The organism is Bacillus sp. FSL R7-0166, from assembly GCF_038008935.1.
Lineage (GTDB): Bacteria > Bacillota > Bacilli > Bacillales > Bacillaceae > Bacillus > Bacillus altitudinis.
In genome coordinates this window covers 2,261,726-2,279,171 of sequence record NZ_JBBPAC010000001.1, presented here as the reverse complement: position 1 = coordinate 2,279,171, position 17,446 = coordinate 2,261,726, and the positions used below count along the sequence as shown (strand labels likewise).

18 protein-coding genes are annotated in these 17,446 nt (G+C 41.8%); 17 read left to right on the top strand and 1 reads right to left on the bottom strand.

Annotated elements, in window-relative coordinates; genetic code table 11:
• The first annotated feature begins 10 nt into the window (after positions 1–10).
• The 6 genes from grpE to mtaB all read left to right on the top strand — a co-directional run bounded on the left by grpE (position 11) and on the right by mtaB (position 6,840).
• Positions 11–568, top strand: a complete 558-nt coding sequence (grpE, locus tag NST01_RS11735) for a nucleotide exchange factor GrpE (protein WP_008342471.1) — start codon at positions 11–13, stop codon at positions 566–568.
• Between the two features lie 24 nt (positions 569–592).
• Positions 593–2,431, top strand: coding sequence for a molecular chaperone DnaK (gene dnaK, locus NST01_RS11730; RefSeq protein ID WP_008342469.1), 1,839 nt, complete (start codon positions 593–595; stop codon positions 2,429–2,431).
• A 165-nt stretch (positions 2,432–2,596) separates the two neighbouring features.
• The gene (gene dnaJ, locus NST01_RS11725; RefSeq protein ID WP_008342467.1) at positions 2,597–3,730 is read left to right on the top strand and encodes a molecular chaperone DnaJ; all 1,134 of its coding nucleotides are present in this window, start codon (positions 2,597–2,599) and stop codon (positions 3,728–3,730) included.
• A gap of 22 nt (positions 3,731–3,752) precedes the next feature.
• Positions 3,753–4,688 (top strand): 50S ribosomal protein L11 methyltransferase, encoded by a 936-nt coding sequence (gene prmA / locus NST01_RS11720; RefSeq protein WP_035390850.1) that lies wholly within the window; start codon positions 3,753–3,755, stop codon positions 4,686–4,688.
• A 23-nt stretch (positions 4,689–4,711) separates the two neighbouring features.
• Positions 4,712–5,482 (top strand): 16S rRNA (uracil(1498)-N(3))-methyltransferase, encoded by a 771-nt coding sequence (locus tag NST01_RS11715; RefSeq protein WP_046344016.1) that lies wholly within the window; start codon positions 4,712–4,714, stop codon positions 5,480–5,482.
• Positions 5,482–6,840, top strand: a complete 1,359-nt coding sequence (mtaB, locus tag NST01_RS11710) for a tRNA (N(6)-L-threonylcarbamoyladenosine(37)-C(2))-methylthiotransferase MtaB (RefSeq protein ID WP_341042557.1) — start codon at positions 5,482–5,484, stop codon at positions 6,838–6,840. The genes NST01_RS11715 and mtaB overlap by 1 nt, the downstream gene beginning before the upstream one ends.
• A 40-nt stretch (positions 6,841–6,880) precedes the next feature.
• On the opposite strand, the gene NST01_RS11705 is transcribed toward mtaB, so the two are convergent.
• Entirely contained in the window at positions 6,881–7,810 is a 930-nt protein-coding gene (locus NST01_RS11705) for a Na/Pi symporter (RefSeq protein WP_007501320.1), read from the bottom strand.
• 178 nt (positions 7,811–7,988) lie between these two features.
• On the opposite strand from NST01_RS11705, the gene rpsU reads away from it, so the two are divergent.
• The 11 genes from rpsU to NST01_RS11650 all read left to right on the top strand — a co-directional run bounded on the left by rpsU (position 7,989) and on the right by NST01_RS11650 (position 17,363).
• The gene (gene rpsU, locus NST01_RS11700) at positions 7,989–8,162 is read left to right on the top strand and encodes a 30S ribosomal protein S21 (protein ID WP_003152957.1); all 174 of its coding nucleotides are present in this window, start codon (positions 7,989–7,991) and stop codon (positions 8,160–8,162) included.
• 14 nt (positions 8,163–8,176) lie between these two features.
• The gene (locus NST01_RS11695) at positions 8,177–8,626 is read left to right on the top strand and encodes a GatB/YqeY domain-containing protein (protein WP_007501319.1); all 450 of its coding nucleotides are present in this window, start codon (positions 8,177–8,179) and stop codon (positions 8,624–8,626) included.
• Positions 8,627–8,767: 141 nt separating this feature from the next.
• Complete coding sequence (locus tag NST01_RS11690) at positions 8,768–10,081, top strand: NfeD family protein (protein WP_073413896.1); 1,314 nt, start codon at positions 8,768–8,770, stop codon at positions 10,079–10,081.
• A 27-nt stretch (positions 10,082–10,108) separates the two neighbouring features.
• A complete protein-coding gene (gene floA, locus NST01_RS11685; RefSeq protein WP_007501317.1) occupies positions 10,109–11,101 on the top strand; it encodes a flotillin-like protein FloA in 993 nt (330 codons plus the stop codon).
• A gap of 31 nt (positions 11,102–11,132) precedes the next feature.
• A complete protein-coding gene (locus NST01_RS11680) occupies positions 11,133–11,630 on the top strand; it encodes a hypothetical protein (protein ID WP_035702737.1) in 498 nt (165 codons plus the stop codon).
• A gap of 206 nt (positions 11,631–11,836) precedes the next feature.
• A complete protein-coding gene (yqfC, locus tag NST01_RS11675; protein WP_003217398.1) occupies positions 11,837–12,118 on the top strand; it encodes a sporulation protein YqfC in 282 nt (93 codons plus the stop codon).
• Between the two features lie 18 nt (positions 12,119–12,136).
• Positions 12,137–13,327 (top strand): sporulation protein YqfD, encoded by a 1,191-nt coding sequence (gene yqfD, locus NST01_RS11670; protein ID WP_041090989.1) that lies wholly within the window; start codon positions 12,137–12,139, stop codon positions 13,325–13,327.
• A 3-nt stretch (positions 13,328–13,330) separates the two neighbouring features.
• A complete protein-coding gene (locus NST01_RS11665; protein ID WP_008342419.1) occupies positions 13,331–14,290 on the top strand; it encodes a PhoH family protein in 960 nt (319 codons plus the stop codon).
• Positions 14,291–14,404: 114 nt separating this feature from the next.
• A complete protein-coding gene (locus NST01_RS11660) occupies positions 14,405–16,519 on the top strand; it encodes an HD family phosphohydrolase (protein WP_370648338.1) in 2,115 nt (704 codons plus the stop codon).
• Entirely contained in the window at positions 16,520–16,999 is a 480-nt protein-coding gene (ybeY, locus tag NST01_RS11655) for an rRNA maturation RNase YbeY (protein ID WP_007501310.1), read from the top strand.
• Complete coding sequence (locus tag NST01_RS11650; protein ID WP_024718818.1) at positions 16,977–17,363, top strand: diacylglycerol kinase family protein; 387 nt, start codon at positions 16,977–16,979, stop codon at positions 17,361–17,363. Before ybeY ends, NST01_RS11650 begins: the two co-directional genes overlap by 23 nt.
• Positions 17,364–17,446 lie beyond the last annotated feature (83 nt).

Below are 17,446 nucleotides of genomic sequence, written 5' to 3'. Positions count from 1 at the left end.
GGTGAACACAATGTCAGAAGAAAAACAGACACCTGAGCAAGCAGCAGAGGTTGAAGCACAAGAAGAAGCAGTTCAAGCAGAAACTGAGGAAGTAAAGCACGATGAACAGTCTGCCTTCCAAGAGAAGATTGATGAATTGCAGCAGCTTCTAGATGAAAAAGAAAACAAAATTCTGCGTGTTCAAGCAGATTTTGAAAACTATAAACGCCGTGCTCGAACTGAAGTGGAGACCGTGCAAAAATATCGTTCTCAACATGTTGTCAGCGACCTTCTCCCAGCTCTCGACAACTTTGAAAGAGCGCTTGGAATCGATCCAGACAATGAGCAGACGAAAAGTTTGTTAGAAGGTATGCAAATGGTTTACCGCCAGCTGGTAGAAGCGTTGAAAAATGAAGGCGTTGAACCAATTGAAGCTGTCGGCAAAGAGTTCGATCCAAACCTTCATCAAGCCGTCATGCAAGTTGAAGATGAAAACTACGATTCAAACATCGTTGTAGAAGAATTGCAAAAGGGCTATAAACTCAAAGACCGAGTTATTCGTCCATCAATGGTAAAAGTAAATCAATAACTACATAATGGGAGGTCATCGAATATGAGTAAAATCATTGGTATTGACTTAGGAACAACAAACTCATGCGTTGCAGTACTCGAAGGCGGCGAGCCAAAAGTTATTGCAAACGCTGAAGGAGCACGTACAACACCATCTGTTGTCGCTTTTAAAAATGGAGAGCGCCAAGTAGGTGAAGTAGCGAAGCGTCAATCAATTACAAACCCGAACACCATCATGTCTGTTAAAAGACATATGGGTACAGATTATAAAGTAGAAGTTGAAGGCAAGAACTACACGCCGCAGGAAATCTCTGCAATTATTCTTCAACACCTTAAATCTTATGCTGAAGCTTATCTTGGCGAAGAAGTAACAAAAGCGGTTATTACAGTTCCTGCTTACTTCAACGATGCAGAGCGCCAAGCAACAAAAGATGCTGGTAAAATTGCTGGTCTTGAAGTAGAACGTATCATCAACGAACCAACAGCAGCTGCACTTGCTTATGGTTTAGATAAAACAGATGAAGATCAAACGATCCTTGTATATGACCTTGGCGGCGGTACATTTGACGTATCAGTCCTTGAGCTTGGAGACGGCGTCTTTGAAGTACGCTCAACTGCTGGGGACAACCGTCTAGGTGGAGACGATTTTGACCAAGTCATCATCGATCATCTAGTGGCTGAATTCAAAAAAGAAAACGGCATTGATCTTTCAAAAGATAAAATGGCGCTTCAGCGTTTAAAAGATGCTGCTGAAAAAGCGAAAAAAGATCTTTCTGGTGTATCTTCTACACAAATCTCACTGCCATTTATCACAGCTGGAGATGCAGGTCCTCTTCACCTAGAATTAACGCTAACGCGTGCTAAATTCGAAGAGCTTTCTGCAGACCTTGTAGAGCGTACAATGACACCTGTACGTCAATCACTGAAAGATGCTGGTCTATCTGCTAGCGAGATTGATAAAGTTATCCTTGTTGGTGGATCAACTCGTATTCCTGCAGTACAAGAAGCAATCAAAAAAGAAACAGGTAAAGAGCCTCATAAAGGCGTAAACCCTGATGAAGTGGTTGCACTTGGTGCGGCAATTCAAGGTGGAGTTATCACAGGAGATGTCAAAGACGTTGTTCTTCTTGACGTCACACCACTTTCTTTAGGAATTGAAACAATGGGCGGCGTATTCACAAAGCTGATTGAACGTAATACAACCATTCCAACAAGTAAATCTCAAGTATTCTCAACGGCTGCTGACAACCAAACTGCTGTAGACATTCACGTCTTACAAGGTGAGCGTCCAATGGCAGCAGACAACAAAACATTAGGTCGTTTCCAATTGACTGATATCCCGCCAGCACCACGCGGCGTACCACAAATCGAAGTATCTTTTGATATCGATAAAAACGGTATTGTCAACGTACGTGCGAAAGATATGGGTACAGGCAAAGAGCAAAACATCACAATCAAATCTTCTTCAGGTCTTTCTGATGATGAGATCGAAAAAATGGTCAAAGAAGCAGAAGAAAATGCTGAAGCAGATGCAAAGAAAAAAGAAGAAATCGAAGTGCGCAATGAAGCAGATCAATTAGTGTTTACAACAGAAAAAACATTAAAAGATCTTGAAGGCAAAATCGATGAAGAGCAAGTGAAAAAAGCGAATGATGCAAAAGATGCGCTAAAAGCTGCGATCGAAAAAGGCGAGCTTGAAGACATCAAAGCGAAAAAAGATGAGCTACAAACAATCGTTCAAGAATTAACGACAAAGCTCTATGAAGAAGCTGCAAAACAAGCACAAGCTCAGCAAGAAGGCGCTGAAGGTGCTCAAAAAGCAGATGACAATGTAGTGGATGCAGAATACGAAGAAGTAAACGACGATCAAGAGAAAAAATAATCACCTTTACTTTTGAAAAAGACTGCTGAAACGTACTCGTCAGAAAGTCAAAGTCAGGATCTCTTGGCTTTGACTTTTTTCTTTTCAACGATGAAAAGGAATTGAAAAAGATCAATTTAAAATGATACAATCGTATTTATGTGAGAAAATCGGGAGTGTGAAGAGATGAGTAAGCGTGATTACTATGAAGTGCTTGGCGTGAGTAAGAGCGCCTCAAAGGACGAAATCAAAAAGGCATACCGCAAGCTTTCAAAAAAGTATCACCCTGATATTAATAAAGAAGCTGGCTCAGATGATAAATTCAAAGAAGTAAAAGAAGCCTATGAAACCCTTTCTGACGATCAAAAACGTTCACATTATGACCAGTTCGGTCACACCGATCCAAACCAAGGATTTGGTGGCGGCGGATTTGGCGGTGGAGGAGACTTTGGCGGCTTCGGCGGCTTTGATGATATCTTCTCTAGTATTTTTGGCGGCGGAGCTAGAAGAAGAGATCCAAATGCACCACGTCAAGGAGCGGACCTTCAATATACAATGACCCTTTCATTTGAAGAAGCGGCATTTGGGAAAGAAGCAACGATCGAGATTCCCCGCGAGGAATCATGTGAAACGTGTCATGGATCAGGTGCAAAACCTGGAACACAGGCGAAGACATGCTCACATTGCGGCGGATCAGGTCAACTAAATGTCGAGCAATCCACGCCATTTGGTAAAGTAGTCAACCGCAGAGTATGTAACTACTGTAGCGGAACTGGTAAACAAATTGAGCATAAGTGTTCAACATGTGGTGGATCTGGTAAAGTGCGTAAGCGTAAGAAAATCAATGTGACGATCCCAGCAGGTGTGGACGATGGTCAGCAGCTTAGAGTATCTGGTCAAGGTGAACCAGGTGTAAATGGAGGACCTCCAGGCGATCTATTTGTTGTTTTCCATGTGAGGGCGCATGAATTCTTCGAACGAGATGGAGATGACATCTACTGCGAAATGCCGCTTACCTTTGCGCAGGCTGCACTAGGTGATGAAATTGAAGTGCCGACATTACATGGGAAAGTCAAATTAAAAGTTCCTGCGGGCACACAAACGGGTACGAAGTTTAGACTCAAAGGAAAAGGTGTAAAAAATGTACGCGGTTATGGTCAAGGCGATCAGCATATCGTTGTACGCGTCGTAACACCGACGAATTTAACTGAAAATCAAAAAGATATCATTAGAAAATTTGCTGAAGTGAGCGGAAATAAACCGGACGAACAAGAAATGAGCTTTTTCGATAAGGTGAAACGCGCATTTAAAGGCGAGTAAGACGGATAAGGAGTTGGTAGTATTGAAGTGGTCAGAAATTAGCGTCCATACAACAAATGAAGCGGTGGAACCGATCACCAATATTTTGCATGAAGCAGGTGCAAGTGGTGTCGTGATTGAGGACCCGCTTGATTTAGTCAAGGAACGTGAAAATGTATACGGTGAGATCTACCAGCTCGATCCGAATGATTATCCTGAGGAAGGGGTTATCGTCAAAGCCTACCTTCCGATGAATAGCTTTTTGATGGAAACGGTAGATGAGATCAAAGAAGCCATCAACAATCTTCTTCTATATGATATTGACCTTGGACGAAATACACTGTCAATTTGTGAAGTAAACGAAGAAGAATGGGCGACTGCATGGAAGAAATACTATCATCCTGTGAAAATCTCTGAGAAATTTACCATCGTCCCAACATGGGAAGAGTACACACCCGTTCATTCTGATGAATTAATCATCGAGATGGACCCTGGAATGGCATTTGGAACCGGTACACATCCAACAACGGTTCTTTGCATTCAGGCGCTTGAGCGCTATGTGAAGGAAAACGACACGGTGATTGACGTTGGAACAGGATCTGGCATTTTAAGTGTTGCCGCTGCAATGCTCGGTGCAAAAGACATTCATGCATTTGATCTCGACACCGTTGCAGTGGAAAGTGCAAAGCAGAACATCGAATTAAATGGTGTGAGCGAGCAAGTAACGGTAAAACAAAACAATTTACTTGATGGGATTTCAGGTGAACGCGATGTGATTGTGGCCAACATCCTTGCAGAGGTCATCTTGCGCTTTACAGATCAAGCGTATGATCTATTGAAGAAAGACGGTTACTTTATTACATCAGGCATTATCGGACAAAAGAAATTACAAGTCAAAACGGCTTTAGAAGAAGCCGGTTTTGAGATTGTTGAAGTGCTGTCAATGGAAGATTGGGTCAGCATTATAGCGAAAAAATAAAGCGAGTAGGTGTCAGGACACGTATGCAACGATATTTTATCGACCTCACAAAAGAAGAAGTGACGGAAAAGGGACACATCGTCATAAAGGGTGAAGATGTTCATCACCTTGCAAACGTCATGCGGATGAAAGCAGGAGAAGACATCCTTTGCTTAACGACAGACGGCTTTGAAGCGCTCAGTAAAATTGATACAATAACAAAGGAAGAAGTGATTTGTCACTTGGAAGGCTGGACGAATCAGAATCGAGAGCTTCCGATCAAGGTGACGATTGCAAGCGGTCTGCCAAAAGGGGATAAGCTTGAATGGATTATCCAAAAAGGCACCGAGCTTGGCGCAAGTGCTTTTATTCCGTTTCAAGCGACTCGTTCGATTACAAAACTTGACCAAAAAAAGTCATTAAAAAAACGAGATCGCTGGGAAAAAATTGCGAAAGAAGCTGCTGAGCAGTCTTACCGGAATATCATTCCGCGCGTTCATCCAGTATCAACATTTAAAGAGCTGATTCAACTGGCCGGTGAATTCGATAAATGTGTCGTTGCATACGAAGAATCATCGAAAGAAGGCGAGCAAAGCCGGTTTCAAACGGTGCTCCAACAGATGAAGGGCGGACAAACCTTATTAGTGGTTTTTGGTCCAGAAGGCGGTTTAGCAGAAAAGGAGATTGAAGAACTTGAAGCGCATGGTGCAGTCATTTGCGGGCTTGGACCACGCATTTTAAGAACAGAAACAGCTCCTCTTTACGCGCTTTCTGCTATATCTTATCAAACAGAGTTATTAAGAGGTGAATCATGATGGGAACAGTAGCGTTCCATACACTTGGCTGTAAGGTCAATCACTACGAAACAGAAGCCATCTGGCAACTGTTTAAAGAAGCTGGCTATGAAAGAAAAGATTATGAATCAAAAGCAGACGTATATGTCATTAATACATGTACCGTCACCAATACAGGCGATAAAAAAAGCCGCCAAGTCATTAGAAGAGCCATTCGTCATAATCCGGATGGTGTCATTTGTGTAACAGGCTGTTACGCACAAACGTCTCCGGCAGAAATCATGGCGATTCCTGGTGTTGATATTGTGGTTGGCACACAAGACAGACATAAACTGCTTGGTTATATTGAAGAATACAGAAGAGAAAGACAGCCGATCAACGGAGTTGGCAATATCATGAAAGCACGGGTCTTTGAAGAACTAGATGTTCCTGCGTTTACTGACAGAACACGTGCTTCATTAAAAATCCAAGAAGGCTGTAACAATTTCTGTACATTCTGCATTATCCCTTGGGCTCGCGGATTACTGCGTTCTCGCGATCCAGAAGAAGTCATCAATCAAGCGCAGCAGCTTGTCGATGCTGGCTACAAAGAAATTGTATTAACAGGTATTCATACAGGTGGATACGGTGAAGATTTAAAGGATTATAACTTTGCTAAGCTTCTGAAAGAATTAGATGAACGTGTGGCGGGATTAAAACGAATCCGCATTTCATCCATTGAAGCAAGTCAAATTACAGACGAAGTGATTGAAGTGCTCGATCAGTCAGATAAAATTGTGAGACACTTGCACATTCCGCTTCAATCTGGCTCTAATACTGTACTGAAAAGAATGCGCCGTAAATACACAATGGAATTCTTTGCAGAGCGTTTAACGAAGCTCAAAAAAGCATTGCCAGGTCTTGCTGTCACTTCAGATGTGATCGTTGGATTCCCAGGAGAAACAGAAGAAGAATTTATGGAAACATACAATTTTGTCAAAGACCATCAATTCTCTGAGCTCCATGTGTTCCCTTACAGCAAACGGACAGGTACGCCTGCTGCAAGAATGGAAGATCAAGTAGATGAGAATGTGAAAAACGAACGCGTTCACCGCCTCATTGCTCTTTCTGATCAGCTTGCGAAAGAATATGCATCGGCATATGAAGGCGACGTCTTAGAGATTATTCCAGAAGAATCCTTCAAAGAACAAGACGGATCGCACAATCTGTATGTAGGATATACTGATAACTACATGAAGGTCGTATTTGAAGGAACAGAAGACATGATCGGCCGTTTGGTGAAAGTGAAGATTACGAAAGCAGGTTATCCTTATAACGAAGGACAATTCGTCCGTATAAGTGATGACGTGCAGACGGATCAAGTGAGAATGACCTCATAATGAATGAAAAACCGGCAGCCATTAGGCAAGCCGGTTTCTTTTATGTTGACCGATTCGGAAGAAGGAACAAAATCAAGGCGTAAAAAGGGCGGATGAACGGGAAAAAGAGGAGAGAACTTGCAACATTAAACAGCAGACTAAAGTGCGCAATCTGCTGGGCAGGAGAGCTTGCTAAAAGTGCAACAAACTCTGTGATAAAGGCGAGAAAAGGAAGACATAAAAGAACACCTAGAACATTAAACACGACGTGTGCATACGCGGTTTGGCGGGCTGCATAACCGCCAGAGATAGCAGCCATCACGGCAGTAATACACGTTCCGATATTGGACCCTAAAACAAAGCTGATGCCTTCTTTTAGAGCGACAGTCCCTTCATTCATAAATCCCATCAAAATACCGATACATACAGAGCTTGAATGAACAATCGCCGTGAGCACTGTACCAGAGAGAAGAGCTGTCCAATCGGAGTGCTGCATCATTTCAAGGAAACGCAGTGTCTCTGGCTGACTGGTCATCATCCCTGCAATTTTTGAAAAACCTTGAATACAAAAAAAGATCATGCCAAGCCCAAATAAACTTTTTCCTGCATATCGAAAAGACTTCCTGCCCAAAATGATACATAAAAGACCAGCTGCAATCAGAACCCACATAAACACGTCCATCTTAATGGCAATAAATTCTGTCGTAAATGTTGAGCCGATATTCGTTCCAAGAATCATGGGTATGGATTTTTTAAATGTGAGAATCCCTGTACTCACAAAGCCGATAACGATGACCATAAACGCCGAACTGCTTTGAAGAACCCCTGTAAACACAATACTGACCAAGAATGCTTTGACTGGATGATCTGTAAAGAGAAGAAGTGATTTCTCAATACGAGACGACGTGAGCGCCATTAATCCTTTCCTAAGCAAACCCATTGCCCATAAAAAAATGAAAATAAGTGCACAAAAATAAATGATCGCCATCATAGAAAAGTCCTCCTCTTACCAATGAATATATGGACTTGTCTACCTGCTCATGACGAAAATATATTTCCAAATCACTTAGTTGACCTCAACCTAGGCTTATATTATAATGTTTAGGTACATGTTTTGCATGTATATCTTTTTTTAATGCAGTCGATTGGTGTATTCGGAGGGAAAGAGAATGTCAAAAACGGTCGTTAGAAAAAACGAATCGCTTGAAGATGCTCTTCGTCGCTTTAAACGCAGTGTATCCAAAACTGGAACATTGCAAGAAGCAAGAAAGCGTGAATTTTATGAAAAGCCTAGCGTAAAGCGTAAGAAAAAGTCTGAAGCTGCTAGAAAACGTAAATTCTAAAGAGGGTGGATTTTATGAGTCTTCTTGAGCAATTAAATTCTGATATGAAGCTTTTTATGAAAAACCGAGAGAAAGACAAGCTTATTGTCATTCGTATGGTAAAGGCTTCACTGCAAAATGAAGCAATAAAGCTTAAGAAAGACAGTTTGACCGGAGATGAGGAACTAACCGTCCTTTCCCGCGAGATTAAGCAACGTAAAGACTCCCTCCATGAATTTTCGAAAGCTAATCGCTTAGATTTAGTAGATAAAGTTCAAAAAGAGATTGACATTCTAGACGTTTATTTACCTGAACAGCTTTCTGAAGAAGAACTGCAGGCGGTTGTGAAAGAAACAATCGCCGAAACAGGTGCTTCATCGAAAGCTGATATGGGTAAAGTGATGAGCGCTATTATGCCGAAAGTAAAAGGTAAAGCTGATGGTGCTGTGATTAACAGACTTGTCAGCGAGCAACTGTCTCAATAAAAAAGTATCCTTCTCATGTTAGAAGGGTACTTTTTTTATGCCTCCATAAACTTGTCATATAAAAATGAAACCTATGATACATTTGTAACGTATGTAAAGGAACGGTAAAATGAAAGAAAGAGAGGGGGGATCACCAAATAGATGAAAAAAATGAAAATTTCTATTGCTCTCTTCAGTTGTTTTATAATATGCTTGTTATTAGGGGTTCAATTGACCGCGAAATCAGCAGATCAGAAAGTTCATGTTATCCCAATTGAAGATACAGTAGAAAAAGGACTTTCTAAATTCATTGAACGATCATTTGAGCAGGCAAAGTCGGAACGGGCGAAGCACATCATTCTCGACATCAATACACCAGGTGGTGCAGTCGATGCGGCGCTTGAAATAGCCGATACCATTCGTGCATCCGACATCCCAGTGACAGCGTTTGTGAATCATAGAGCGCTTTCAGCCGGGGCATTCATTGCCCTAAATGCCGATCAAATTTATATGACCCCAAACGGAAAGATGGGGGCTGCTGCGATCATTGACGGTGAAGGCAACGCTGCCGATCAAAAATCTGAATCTCTATGGCTTGCTGAAATGAGTGACGCTGCTGAAAAGCAGGGGCGTGATCCAAAATATGCTCTTGCGATGGCAGATGTAGATATAGACGCAAAAGAAGCTGGTGCACCAAAAGGAGAATTGCTGACCTTTAACACAGATCGGGCGCTTCAGTTCGGTTATGCAGAAGGAGAAGCGAAAAATATGGATGACTTGGTTCAGAAGCTGAACTTAGCAGATGCCTCTGTTCAATACGATGAAGTGAGCTTTGCTGAAAAGGTTGCGCGTTTTCTCACGCATCCGATCGTCATTCCTATCCTTTTATCCATCGCGAGCTTAGGGTTAATTGTTGAATTATATTCTCCCGGGTTTGGGGTCCCAGGCACCATGGGAGTCACAGCGCTTCTTCTATTCTTTTATGGTCATCTCGTGGCAGGTTTTGCAGGATATGAGACATTGTTCCTGTTTTTGGCAGGGATTGTGTTGATCATTCTGGAATTATTTTTGCCAGGGGGAATCGTGGGTGTCATTGGACTAATCTGTGTCGTTGTCAGCTTATTTTTAGCAGCTGGAAGCTTTACAGAAATGGCGATTTCCATCTTGATTGCCACTGCTGTTTCAATCATAGCAGTTATTTTATTGACAAAGGTGTTGGGGAAACGTATGAAATTTTTTAAAAAGTTCATTTTAACCGATTCAACCAATAAAGAAAGTGGTTATGTCTCAAATGAAACAAGAGATGATCTTGTAGGACAAATCGCAGTGACAGCAACAGCACTTCGTCCATCTGGTACGATTGTATTCGGAGACGAGCGCATTGATGTTGTGTCAGAAGGTGCTTTTATCGATAAGGATGAACAAGTAAAAATTGTGAAAGCGGAAGGCTCACGCATTGTCGTGAGGAAAGTATAGATATACTGATTTTATAGGAGGAATAAAATGGATCCATCTACTTTACTATTATTTGTGATTATCGCAGCAGGTTTGATCGTTCTATCGATCTTCTTCACCTTTGTACCGGTGATGCTGTGGATTTCTGCCCTAGCGGCTGGCGTAAGAGTGAGCATTTTTACACTTGTAGGAATGAGGCTTCGCCGAGTGATTCCAAACCGAGTGGTCAACCCGCTCATCAAAGCGCATAAAGCAGGTCTTGATGCGACGATTAACCAATTAGAAAGCCACTATCTTGCAGGTGGTAACGTAGACCGAGTTGTCAACGCACTGATCGCAGCTCAGCGTGCGAATATCGAATTGAACTTTGCTCGCTGTGCGGCAATCGACCTAGCAGGCCGTGACGTACTTGAAGCTGTCCAAATGAGTGTAAACCCTAAAGTCATTGAAACACCATTTATCTCAGGTGTTGCGATGGACGGGATTGAAGTAAAAGCAAAAGCACGTATTACAGTTCGTGCAAACATTGACAGGCTTGTCGGTGGTGCAGGGGAAGAAACGATCATTGCTCGTGTAGGTGAAGGGATTGTTTCTACAATCGGTTCATCAGATAATCATAAAAAGGTTCTTGAAAATCCTGATATGATTTCTCAAACGGTTCTTGGTAAAGGATTAGATTCAGGTACAGCATTTGAAATTCTCTCGATTGATATCGCAGATGTTGATATCGGTAAGAATATCGGGGCGATCCTGCAGACAGACCAAGCAGAAGCCGACAAAAACATTGCACAGGCGAAAGCAGAAGAACGCCGCGCTATGGCTGTTGCACAAGAACAAGAAATGCGTGCGAGAGTTGAAGAAATGCGCGCGAAAGTAGTAGAAGCAGAGGCTGAAGTACCACTTGCAATGGCCGAAGCACTACGTGAAGGTAATATTGGAGTTATGGACTACATGAACATTAAGAATATCGATGCTGATACGGATATGAGAGATTCATTTGGCAAAATGACAAAAGGTCCATCTGATAATGAAAACAAATAAGCATCCTCTCACGCTTTAAGGAGGGAGCCCATTGGACATTCTATTTGAAAATCCGTTACTAATAGCGATTATCATCGGTATTATCTCTGCGGTCTTTGGGAAAATCGGCAAACAAGAGGAGAACGAACAAAAGAACCAGCAAAGCAAACCGGCTCCTCAACGTAAACCAGTGCCGCAAAAGCAAACAAAACAAACAAGTCCAGATCCAGTCGTGACGGACCAGCTCGACGATTTTGGCGATGTACATGATCATGGCGGGATGAAGAAACAAGGTTCACAGTCCTTACAGGATCGTTATACAGCTACACTTGCCGAAATGGAAGAAAGAAAAAGCGAGCTGAATAAAGAGTTTCAATCGCTTGAAAGAGAACTTACAAGGCCAAAGGCAGCATCTGCTGGAATGAAGCCGAAAATGATTGAGAAGCTCAACCAAGATACGGTCGTTCAAGGGATGATCCTTGGTGAAGTATTTGGAGAGCCTCGTGCAAAAAAGCCACATCGAACGATGAAACGGCCATATAAAAGATAAAGAAGTAAGCCCCCTTATTCTTAAGGGGGTTTTTTTGTTGCGTAATGGAGATTTTTCTTAGTCAAAATGATGAAACGGCTGTTTTACGGGATTCATTAGCATGATATGAACCGCTGAGGAATAGGATGATATAGAGGCTTTCTCATCAGTCTCACCATCTTTCAGTTTGATCTCATACACATGAGGTGGGAAGGGGTTCTTATTGAATGGGAAAAAGAAAAAATCAACTTAAAGCATGGCTGACAAGAACACTTGAAATCCCTCCGGACGTGATGATGGATCTTCCCCGTATTACGATGGTTGGCAGACTCCATATTTACATAGAGAACCATAAAGGGCTTTTACTTTTCAGTGATCAAGAGGTAAGGCTGATGCTCAAGCAAGGACAGTGCATTATTTCAGGAAAAGACTTTGTGATTAAAACGATTTTGCCAGAAGAGATCTTATTAGAGGGGAAAATCGATGAGGTCCGTTATATTGATTCTTAACTGACGGAGGGGAGAAACGTGAAGAACAAATGGTTTGCCTATTTTATTGGCAGAGTGGAAGTGGAGATAAGAGGAAGCGGTATTGAGCGGCTAATCAATGAGTGCACGAGACAGGGGATCACAATTTTTCAAGTGAGCCGCCGTCAAGACAGCGTGCGCTTATTTATTCGCCTCTCAGATGTACATGCCTTTAGAAAAGTGCGCAGACATCATGAGGTGAAATGTTCGTTTCATCAAAAGAAAGGGTTCCCGTTTCTTCTTCTATGGTCGAGAAGAAATATTGGCTTCACCCTCGGGATGGCTTTTTTCCTAGTGACGATATTGGCTCTTTCAAATATGGTGTGGAAAATTGAGATTAAAGGTGCGAATCCAGAAACAGAACACCAAATGAGAAAGCATCTGGACGAAATAGGGGTACAAAAAGGGCGTTTTCAGTTTCTCATGGGGACACCTGAAAAAATACAAAAGTCATTGACGACCAATATTCAGAGCATTACATGGGTCGGAGTTGAACTGAATGGAACGACGTTTCAAATGAAAGTGGTCGAAAAAAATGAACCTGAAAAGGAGAAATATACAAGTCCTCAGCACATCGTTGCCAAGAAAAAGGCGGTTATCACGAGAATGTATGTAGAAAAGGGAGAACCGCTTGCCCAGGTCGATGAGCATGTGAAAAAAGGGCAGATGCTCGTCTCAGGTTTAATTGGGAGTGAAGATCAGAAAAAAACGGTCGGAGCTAAAGCGAAAATCTATGGTGAAACATGGTACCGATCTGAAGTTTCTGTCCCTCTCCGAACATCTTTTGATGTCTTTACGGGTAAAATGAAGACAAAGCACAAGCTCTCCTTATTTGGAGGCTCCATCCCATTTTGGGGATTTTCCTTTAAAAAAGATGATTTTCAGCAGCCGAAAACAGAAACAGAAGTTCACCCGCTTCATTTTTTGAATATGCAATTGCCGTTCTCCTATGAAAAGGAAATCACACGAGAAAGTGAAAAAATAAATCGAGAATACACAAATAAAGAAGCGGTTCAAGCAGGGATTAAAATGGGTAAAAAAGAATTAGAAGAAAAGCTAGGTCAAACAGGTGAGGTGAAAAGTGAAAAAGTTTTGCACGAGACAACAGGGAATGGTAAAGTTAAGTTAATCATCCTTTACCAAGTAATAGAAGATATTGTTCAACCAACACCTATTGTTCAGGGAGACTAGAGAATGACAGAACATTTACTTGAGATTCAACAAAAATTGGATAGCCCAAATGAAGCCATTGCTTTATTTGGCAATCAAGATGCTTATCTGAAACTGATGGAAAACGAGCTGAATGTCTCCATTATCACACGTGGAGAGAAAGTGTATGTTTCTGGTCAGGAAGCATCAAGAGATACTGTGAGCCGTTTGATTACATCTCTCTTACATCTCATTCGTAAAGGAATTGAGATTTCTGAGCGGGATGTCGTCTATGCCATTAAAATGGCGCAAAAAGACAAGCTCAATTATTTTGAAAATATGTATGAAGATGAAATTACGAAAAATGCCAAAGGCAAGTCGATCAGAGTCAAAACGATCGGCCAGCGTGAATATGCTGCGGCAATGAAAAAAGATGATCTGGTCTTTGGGATTGGACCTGCTGGTACAGGTAAAACGTATTTAGCAGTGGTCAACGCCGTACATGCCCTCAAAAATGGACATGTCAAACGGATTATCCTGACAAGGCCAGCTGTTGAAGCAGGAGAAAGTCTTGGCTTTTTGCCAGGAGATTTAAAAGAAAAAGTCGATCCTTATTTAAGACCGCTATATGATGCTCTGCACGATGTGCTTGGTAGTGATCATACGGAACGTTTAATTGAGCGCGGAGTGATTGAAATTGCCCCTCTTGCCTATATGAGAGGGCGGACGCTTGATGATGCATTTGTGATTTTAGATGAAGCGCAGAATACAACGCCAGCTCAAATGAAAATGTTTTTGACGAGACTAGGCTTTGGTTCTAAAATGGTCATTACAGGAGATATTACACAAATTGATTTGCCTAAAGGTATGCAGTCAGGCCTTGCAGCTGCAAAGGACATGCTTGCTGAGATCAAGGGTATCTCATTCATTGAATTAGATCAGACAGATGTGGTCAGACACCCGCTTGTGGCGAAGATCATTGGAGCATACGAAAAGCAAAAATGAACTGAGTGACCCGATCGCCTTAATCGGGTCATTTTGTTTCGATCGTGGTTTAAAGTAAAAAAGGAGGTACTTTCCTTGAGAAAGAATCAGAAAGGCAGTAAGCGCAAAAGGCTGCTGTCTAAAAAAGAACCTCAGAAAATGGAGCGCTCACGCTATTTAAACGTACTGCTATACGCTGGTTTAGCGGCCATCCTGTTTGTGGTGCTCTTCTTCCATGTAAAGCCTGAATCGCTCGACCTAGATTTGTTTTCAGTGAGCGAACAGACCATCTATTCTCCGTCTACCGTTGATGACCAAGAAGCAACAGAAGAAAAGAAACAAGAAGCAACGGATCAAGTGGAAGACCAATATACACTCAAAAAAGCGTATTCTGATAATCGTGTTGACCTCATTTCATCCCTCTTTGAAGCCATTAAAGAAGAGAAGAAAGCAGCAGCTGATGACAAAGAGAACCCGCCAACAGATCAAGAGATGGTGAAGCGTGTAAAAGAGAAACTCACAACCGATATGCAGGAAGCTGTTTCGGATCAATCGATTAAAGCGCTGCTCCAAGCAAGTGACGAAAATCTTTCTTTTACAAAAGATTCCATCATCACAGTGGTCAATTCTCTCATGAGTAAAGAAATCACAGCTTCTAAGCTGCAAGATGAAAAGAAACAAGTGAAAGCAGAGCTTGAAAACAATTCGATTCCGTCAAAATATTTAAATGCAGCGAAAGAAATTGGTGAATTTGCGATTATTCCAAACTATGTATTTGACCCGGTCGCAACAGAGAAGAAAAGACAAGAAGCAGCTGATAATATCCAGCCGGTTCAAATTAAGCAAGGGCAAATTTTAGTGGAAGAAGGAGAGCTCATTGACCGCGAAGTGTATCGCAAATTAGAACTGACCGGCCTTTTAAACAGCTCCAATTTGTTTAAGCCTGTAAGCGGTCTTATCATCTTAATTGGTCTCTTCTTAGCGGCGATTGTCCACTCACTGGAATCGAGGAAAAAGTCGCTCGTCCATAAGAATAAATCGTTACTGCTGTACTCGCTTATTTTCACCATTATTTTAATCATCATGGAAGTATTCAGTCTCTTCCAGGAAACCAAATATACAACCATCGGCTACGTCGTGCCTGTGGCACTTGGCACGATGCTGATTAAGCTGCTGATCAATGAGCGGCTGGCGATCTTCTCCGGCCTTGTATTTGCCCTTTGCGGCAGTATGATGTTTAATCAAGGAGTAACAGGCGTCTTTAACTATGTCATCTGTGCTTATTATTTAATAAGCGGGATGGCGGGGATTTTATTTTTGAGAAAACATAATGCGAGATCAAAAATTTTGCAGGCGGGGCTTTGGGTAGCTTTGGTGAATGTACTTGTTGTGCTGTCCATTATGCTGATTCAAAATTCTTCTCCATCAGGGCTTGAAATAGGTGTGAACCTCATCATGGCGATTGTGTCAGGGTTTGCATCGGCTATTTTGGTTATTGGGTTAATGCCAGTCTTTGAGAGCATGTTTGGCATTCTTTCGACCATGAAGCTTATTGAATTATCGAACCCGAATCATCCGCTGCTGAAAAAGATCTTAACAGAGACGCCAGGTACATATCATCATAGTGTCATGGTGGCGAATTTAGCGGATGCTGCATGTGAAGCAGTCGGTGCAAATGGATTGTTAGCAAGGGTTGGAGCTTATTATCATGACATTGGAAAAACGAAAAGACCACAATACTTTATTGAAAACCAAATGAACATTGATAATCCGCACGACAAGCTTTCTCCTCAGCTGAGCAAGAATATTATTATTGCCCATACGACAGATGGTGCTGAAATGCTGAGAGAAAAGAAGTTTCCAGAGGAACTTGTGGACATTGCAGAACAGCATCACGGAAAGTCCTTGCTGAAGTTCTTTTACTATAAGGCAAAAGAACGGGATGATCAGGTGACAGAAGAAGAATTTCGTTATCCTGGTCCAAAACCGCAATCGAAAGAAGCGGCCATTATTTCTGTAGCTGACAGCGTGGAGGCGGCGGTTCGTTCGATGCATAATCCAAACCCTGAGCGGATTGAAAAGCTTGTGAAGGGCATCATTTCAGATAAGATGCAGGATGGACAATTTAGTGAATGTGATCTGACATTTAAAGAATTAAATATTATTAGCCAAACAATTTGTACAACATTAAAGGGGATTTTCCATTCTCGGATTGAATATCCAGATGCCCCGAAGCAGAAGGTGAAGTAAATGACATTGTTAATCGATTTAATAGATGAAACAGGACAAGTATCGAAAGAGCAGCTTGAAGAAGTGGAAAAGCTTCTTCAATTTGCTGCGGATGCTCTTGAAGTAAAAGATCAAGCAGAAGTATCAGTATCGATCGTTTCAAATGAAGAAATTCATCAAATTAATAAAGAATACCGAGGAAAAGATGCACCAACAGATGTGATTTCATTTGCCCTTGAGGAAGAAGGCGAAGGGGAAATTGAAATCATTGGAGCTGATGACATTCCGCCTGTACTTGGTGACATTATCATTAGTGTTGATCGTACGAAAGAGCAAGCAGAGGAATATGGACATTCCTTCATGAGAGAGCTAGGATTTTTAACGATTCATGGTTTTCTTCATTTGCTTGGTTATGATCATATGACAGAAGAAGATGAAAAAGAAATGTTCGCCAAACAGACAAAAATCTTGGATGATTATGGCCTTTCGAGATCATCGTAAGAAGCGAACGCCGCTTGTCCGTTTTTTTCGGAGTTTTTATTATGCATTTAGAGGAATATGGCGAACTTTCTTGAATGAACGGAATTTTCGGTTTCACACAGTCGCAGCCATCATCGTGGTGATTTGCGGCTTTTGGTTTCACATTCATCCGGTTGAATGGATGATCATTCTGCTTTTATGCGGCGGGATGTTTGCGTTAGAACTTGTGAATACAGCGATTGAACATACAGTAGATCTTTTCACAGAAGAGAAGCATCCTCTTGCTGAGAGAGCGAAGGACGCGGCAGCAGGCGCTGTTTGCGTTTACGCCGCCATTTCGGTTATGATTGGGTTGATGATCTTCTTACCGAAGATCATGCAATAGAACAATATTACTATTTATTAACATTTTTAGAAATGGGCGTGAAAATGTCACGTGAATTATGTAAAATATAAATGTGACAGTGG

What these genes read in the sequence shown, in the direction of transcription:
- grpE (WP_008342471.1), top strand. Translation starts at nt 11, where the DNA reads ATGTCAGAAGAAAAACAGACACCTGAGCAAGCAGCAGAGGTTGAAGCA.
- dnaK (WP_008342469.1), top strand. Translation starts at nt 593, where the DNA reads ATGAGTAAAATCATTGGTATTGACTTAGGAACAACAAACTCATGCGTT.
- dnaJ (WP_008342467.1), top strand. Translation starts at nt 2,597, where the DNA reads ATGAGTAAGCGTGATTACTATGAAGTGCTTGGCGTGAGTAAGAGCGCC.
- NST01_RS11715 (WP_046344016.1), top strand. Translation starts at nt 4,712, where the DNA reads ATGCAACGATATTTTATCGACCTCACAAAAGAAGAAGTGACGGAAAAG.
- mtaB (WP_341042557.1), top strand. Translation starts at nt 5,482, where the DNA reads ATGGGAACAGTAGCGTTCCATACACTTGGCTGTAAGGTCAATCACTAC.
- NST01_RS11705 (WP_007501320.1), bottom strand. Translation starts at nt 7,810, where the DNA reads ATGATGGCGATCATTTATTTTTGTGCACTTATTTTCATTTTTTTATGG.
- rpsU (WP_003152957.1), top strand. Translation starts at nt 7,989, where the DNA reads ATGTCAAAAACGGTCGTTAGAAAAAACGAATCGCTTGAAGATGCTCTT.
- NST01_RS11695 (WP_007501319.1), top strand. Translation starts at nt 8,177, where the DNA reads ATGAGTCTTCTTGAGCAATTAAATTCTGATATGAAGCTTTTTATGAAA.
- NST01_RS11690 (WP_073413896.1), top strand. Translation starts at nt 8,768, where the DNA reads ATGAAAAAAATGAAAATTTCTATTGCTCTCTTCAGTTGTTTTATAATA.
- floA (WP_007501317.1), top strand. Translation starts at nt 10,109, where the DNA reads ATGGATCCATCTACTTTACTATTATTTGTGATTATCGCAGCAGGTTTG.
- yqfC (WP_003217398.1), top strand. Translation starts at nt 11,837, where the DNA reads ATGGGAAAAAGAAAAAATCAACTTAAAGCATGGCTGACAAGAACACTT.
- NST01_RS11665 (WP_008342419.1), top strand. Translation starts at nt 13,331, where the DNA reads ATGACAGAACATTTACTTGAGATTCAACAAAAATTGGATAGCCCAAAT.
- ybeY (WP_007501310.1), top strand. Translation starts at nt 16,520, where the DNA reads ATGACATTGTTAATCGATTTAATAGATGAAACAGGACAAGTATCGAAA.
- NST01_RS11650 (WP_024718818.1), top strand. Translation starts at nt 16,977, where the DNA reads ATGGCCTTTCGAGATCATCGTAAGAAGCGAACGCCGCTTGTCCGTTTT.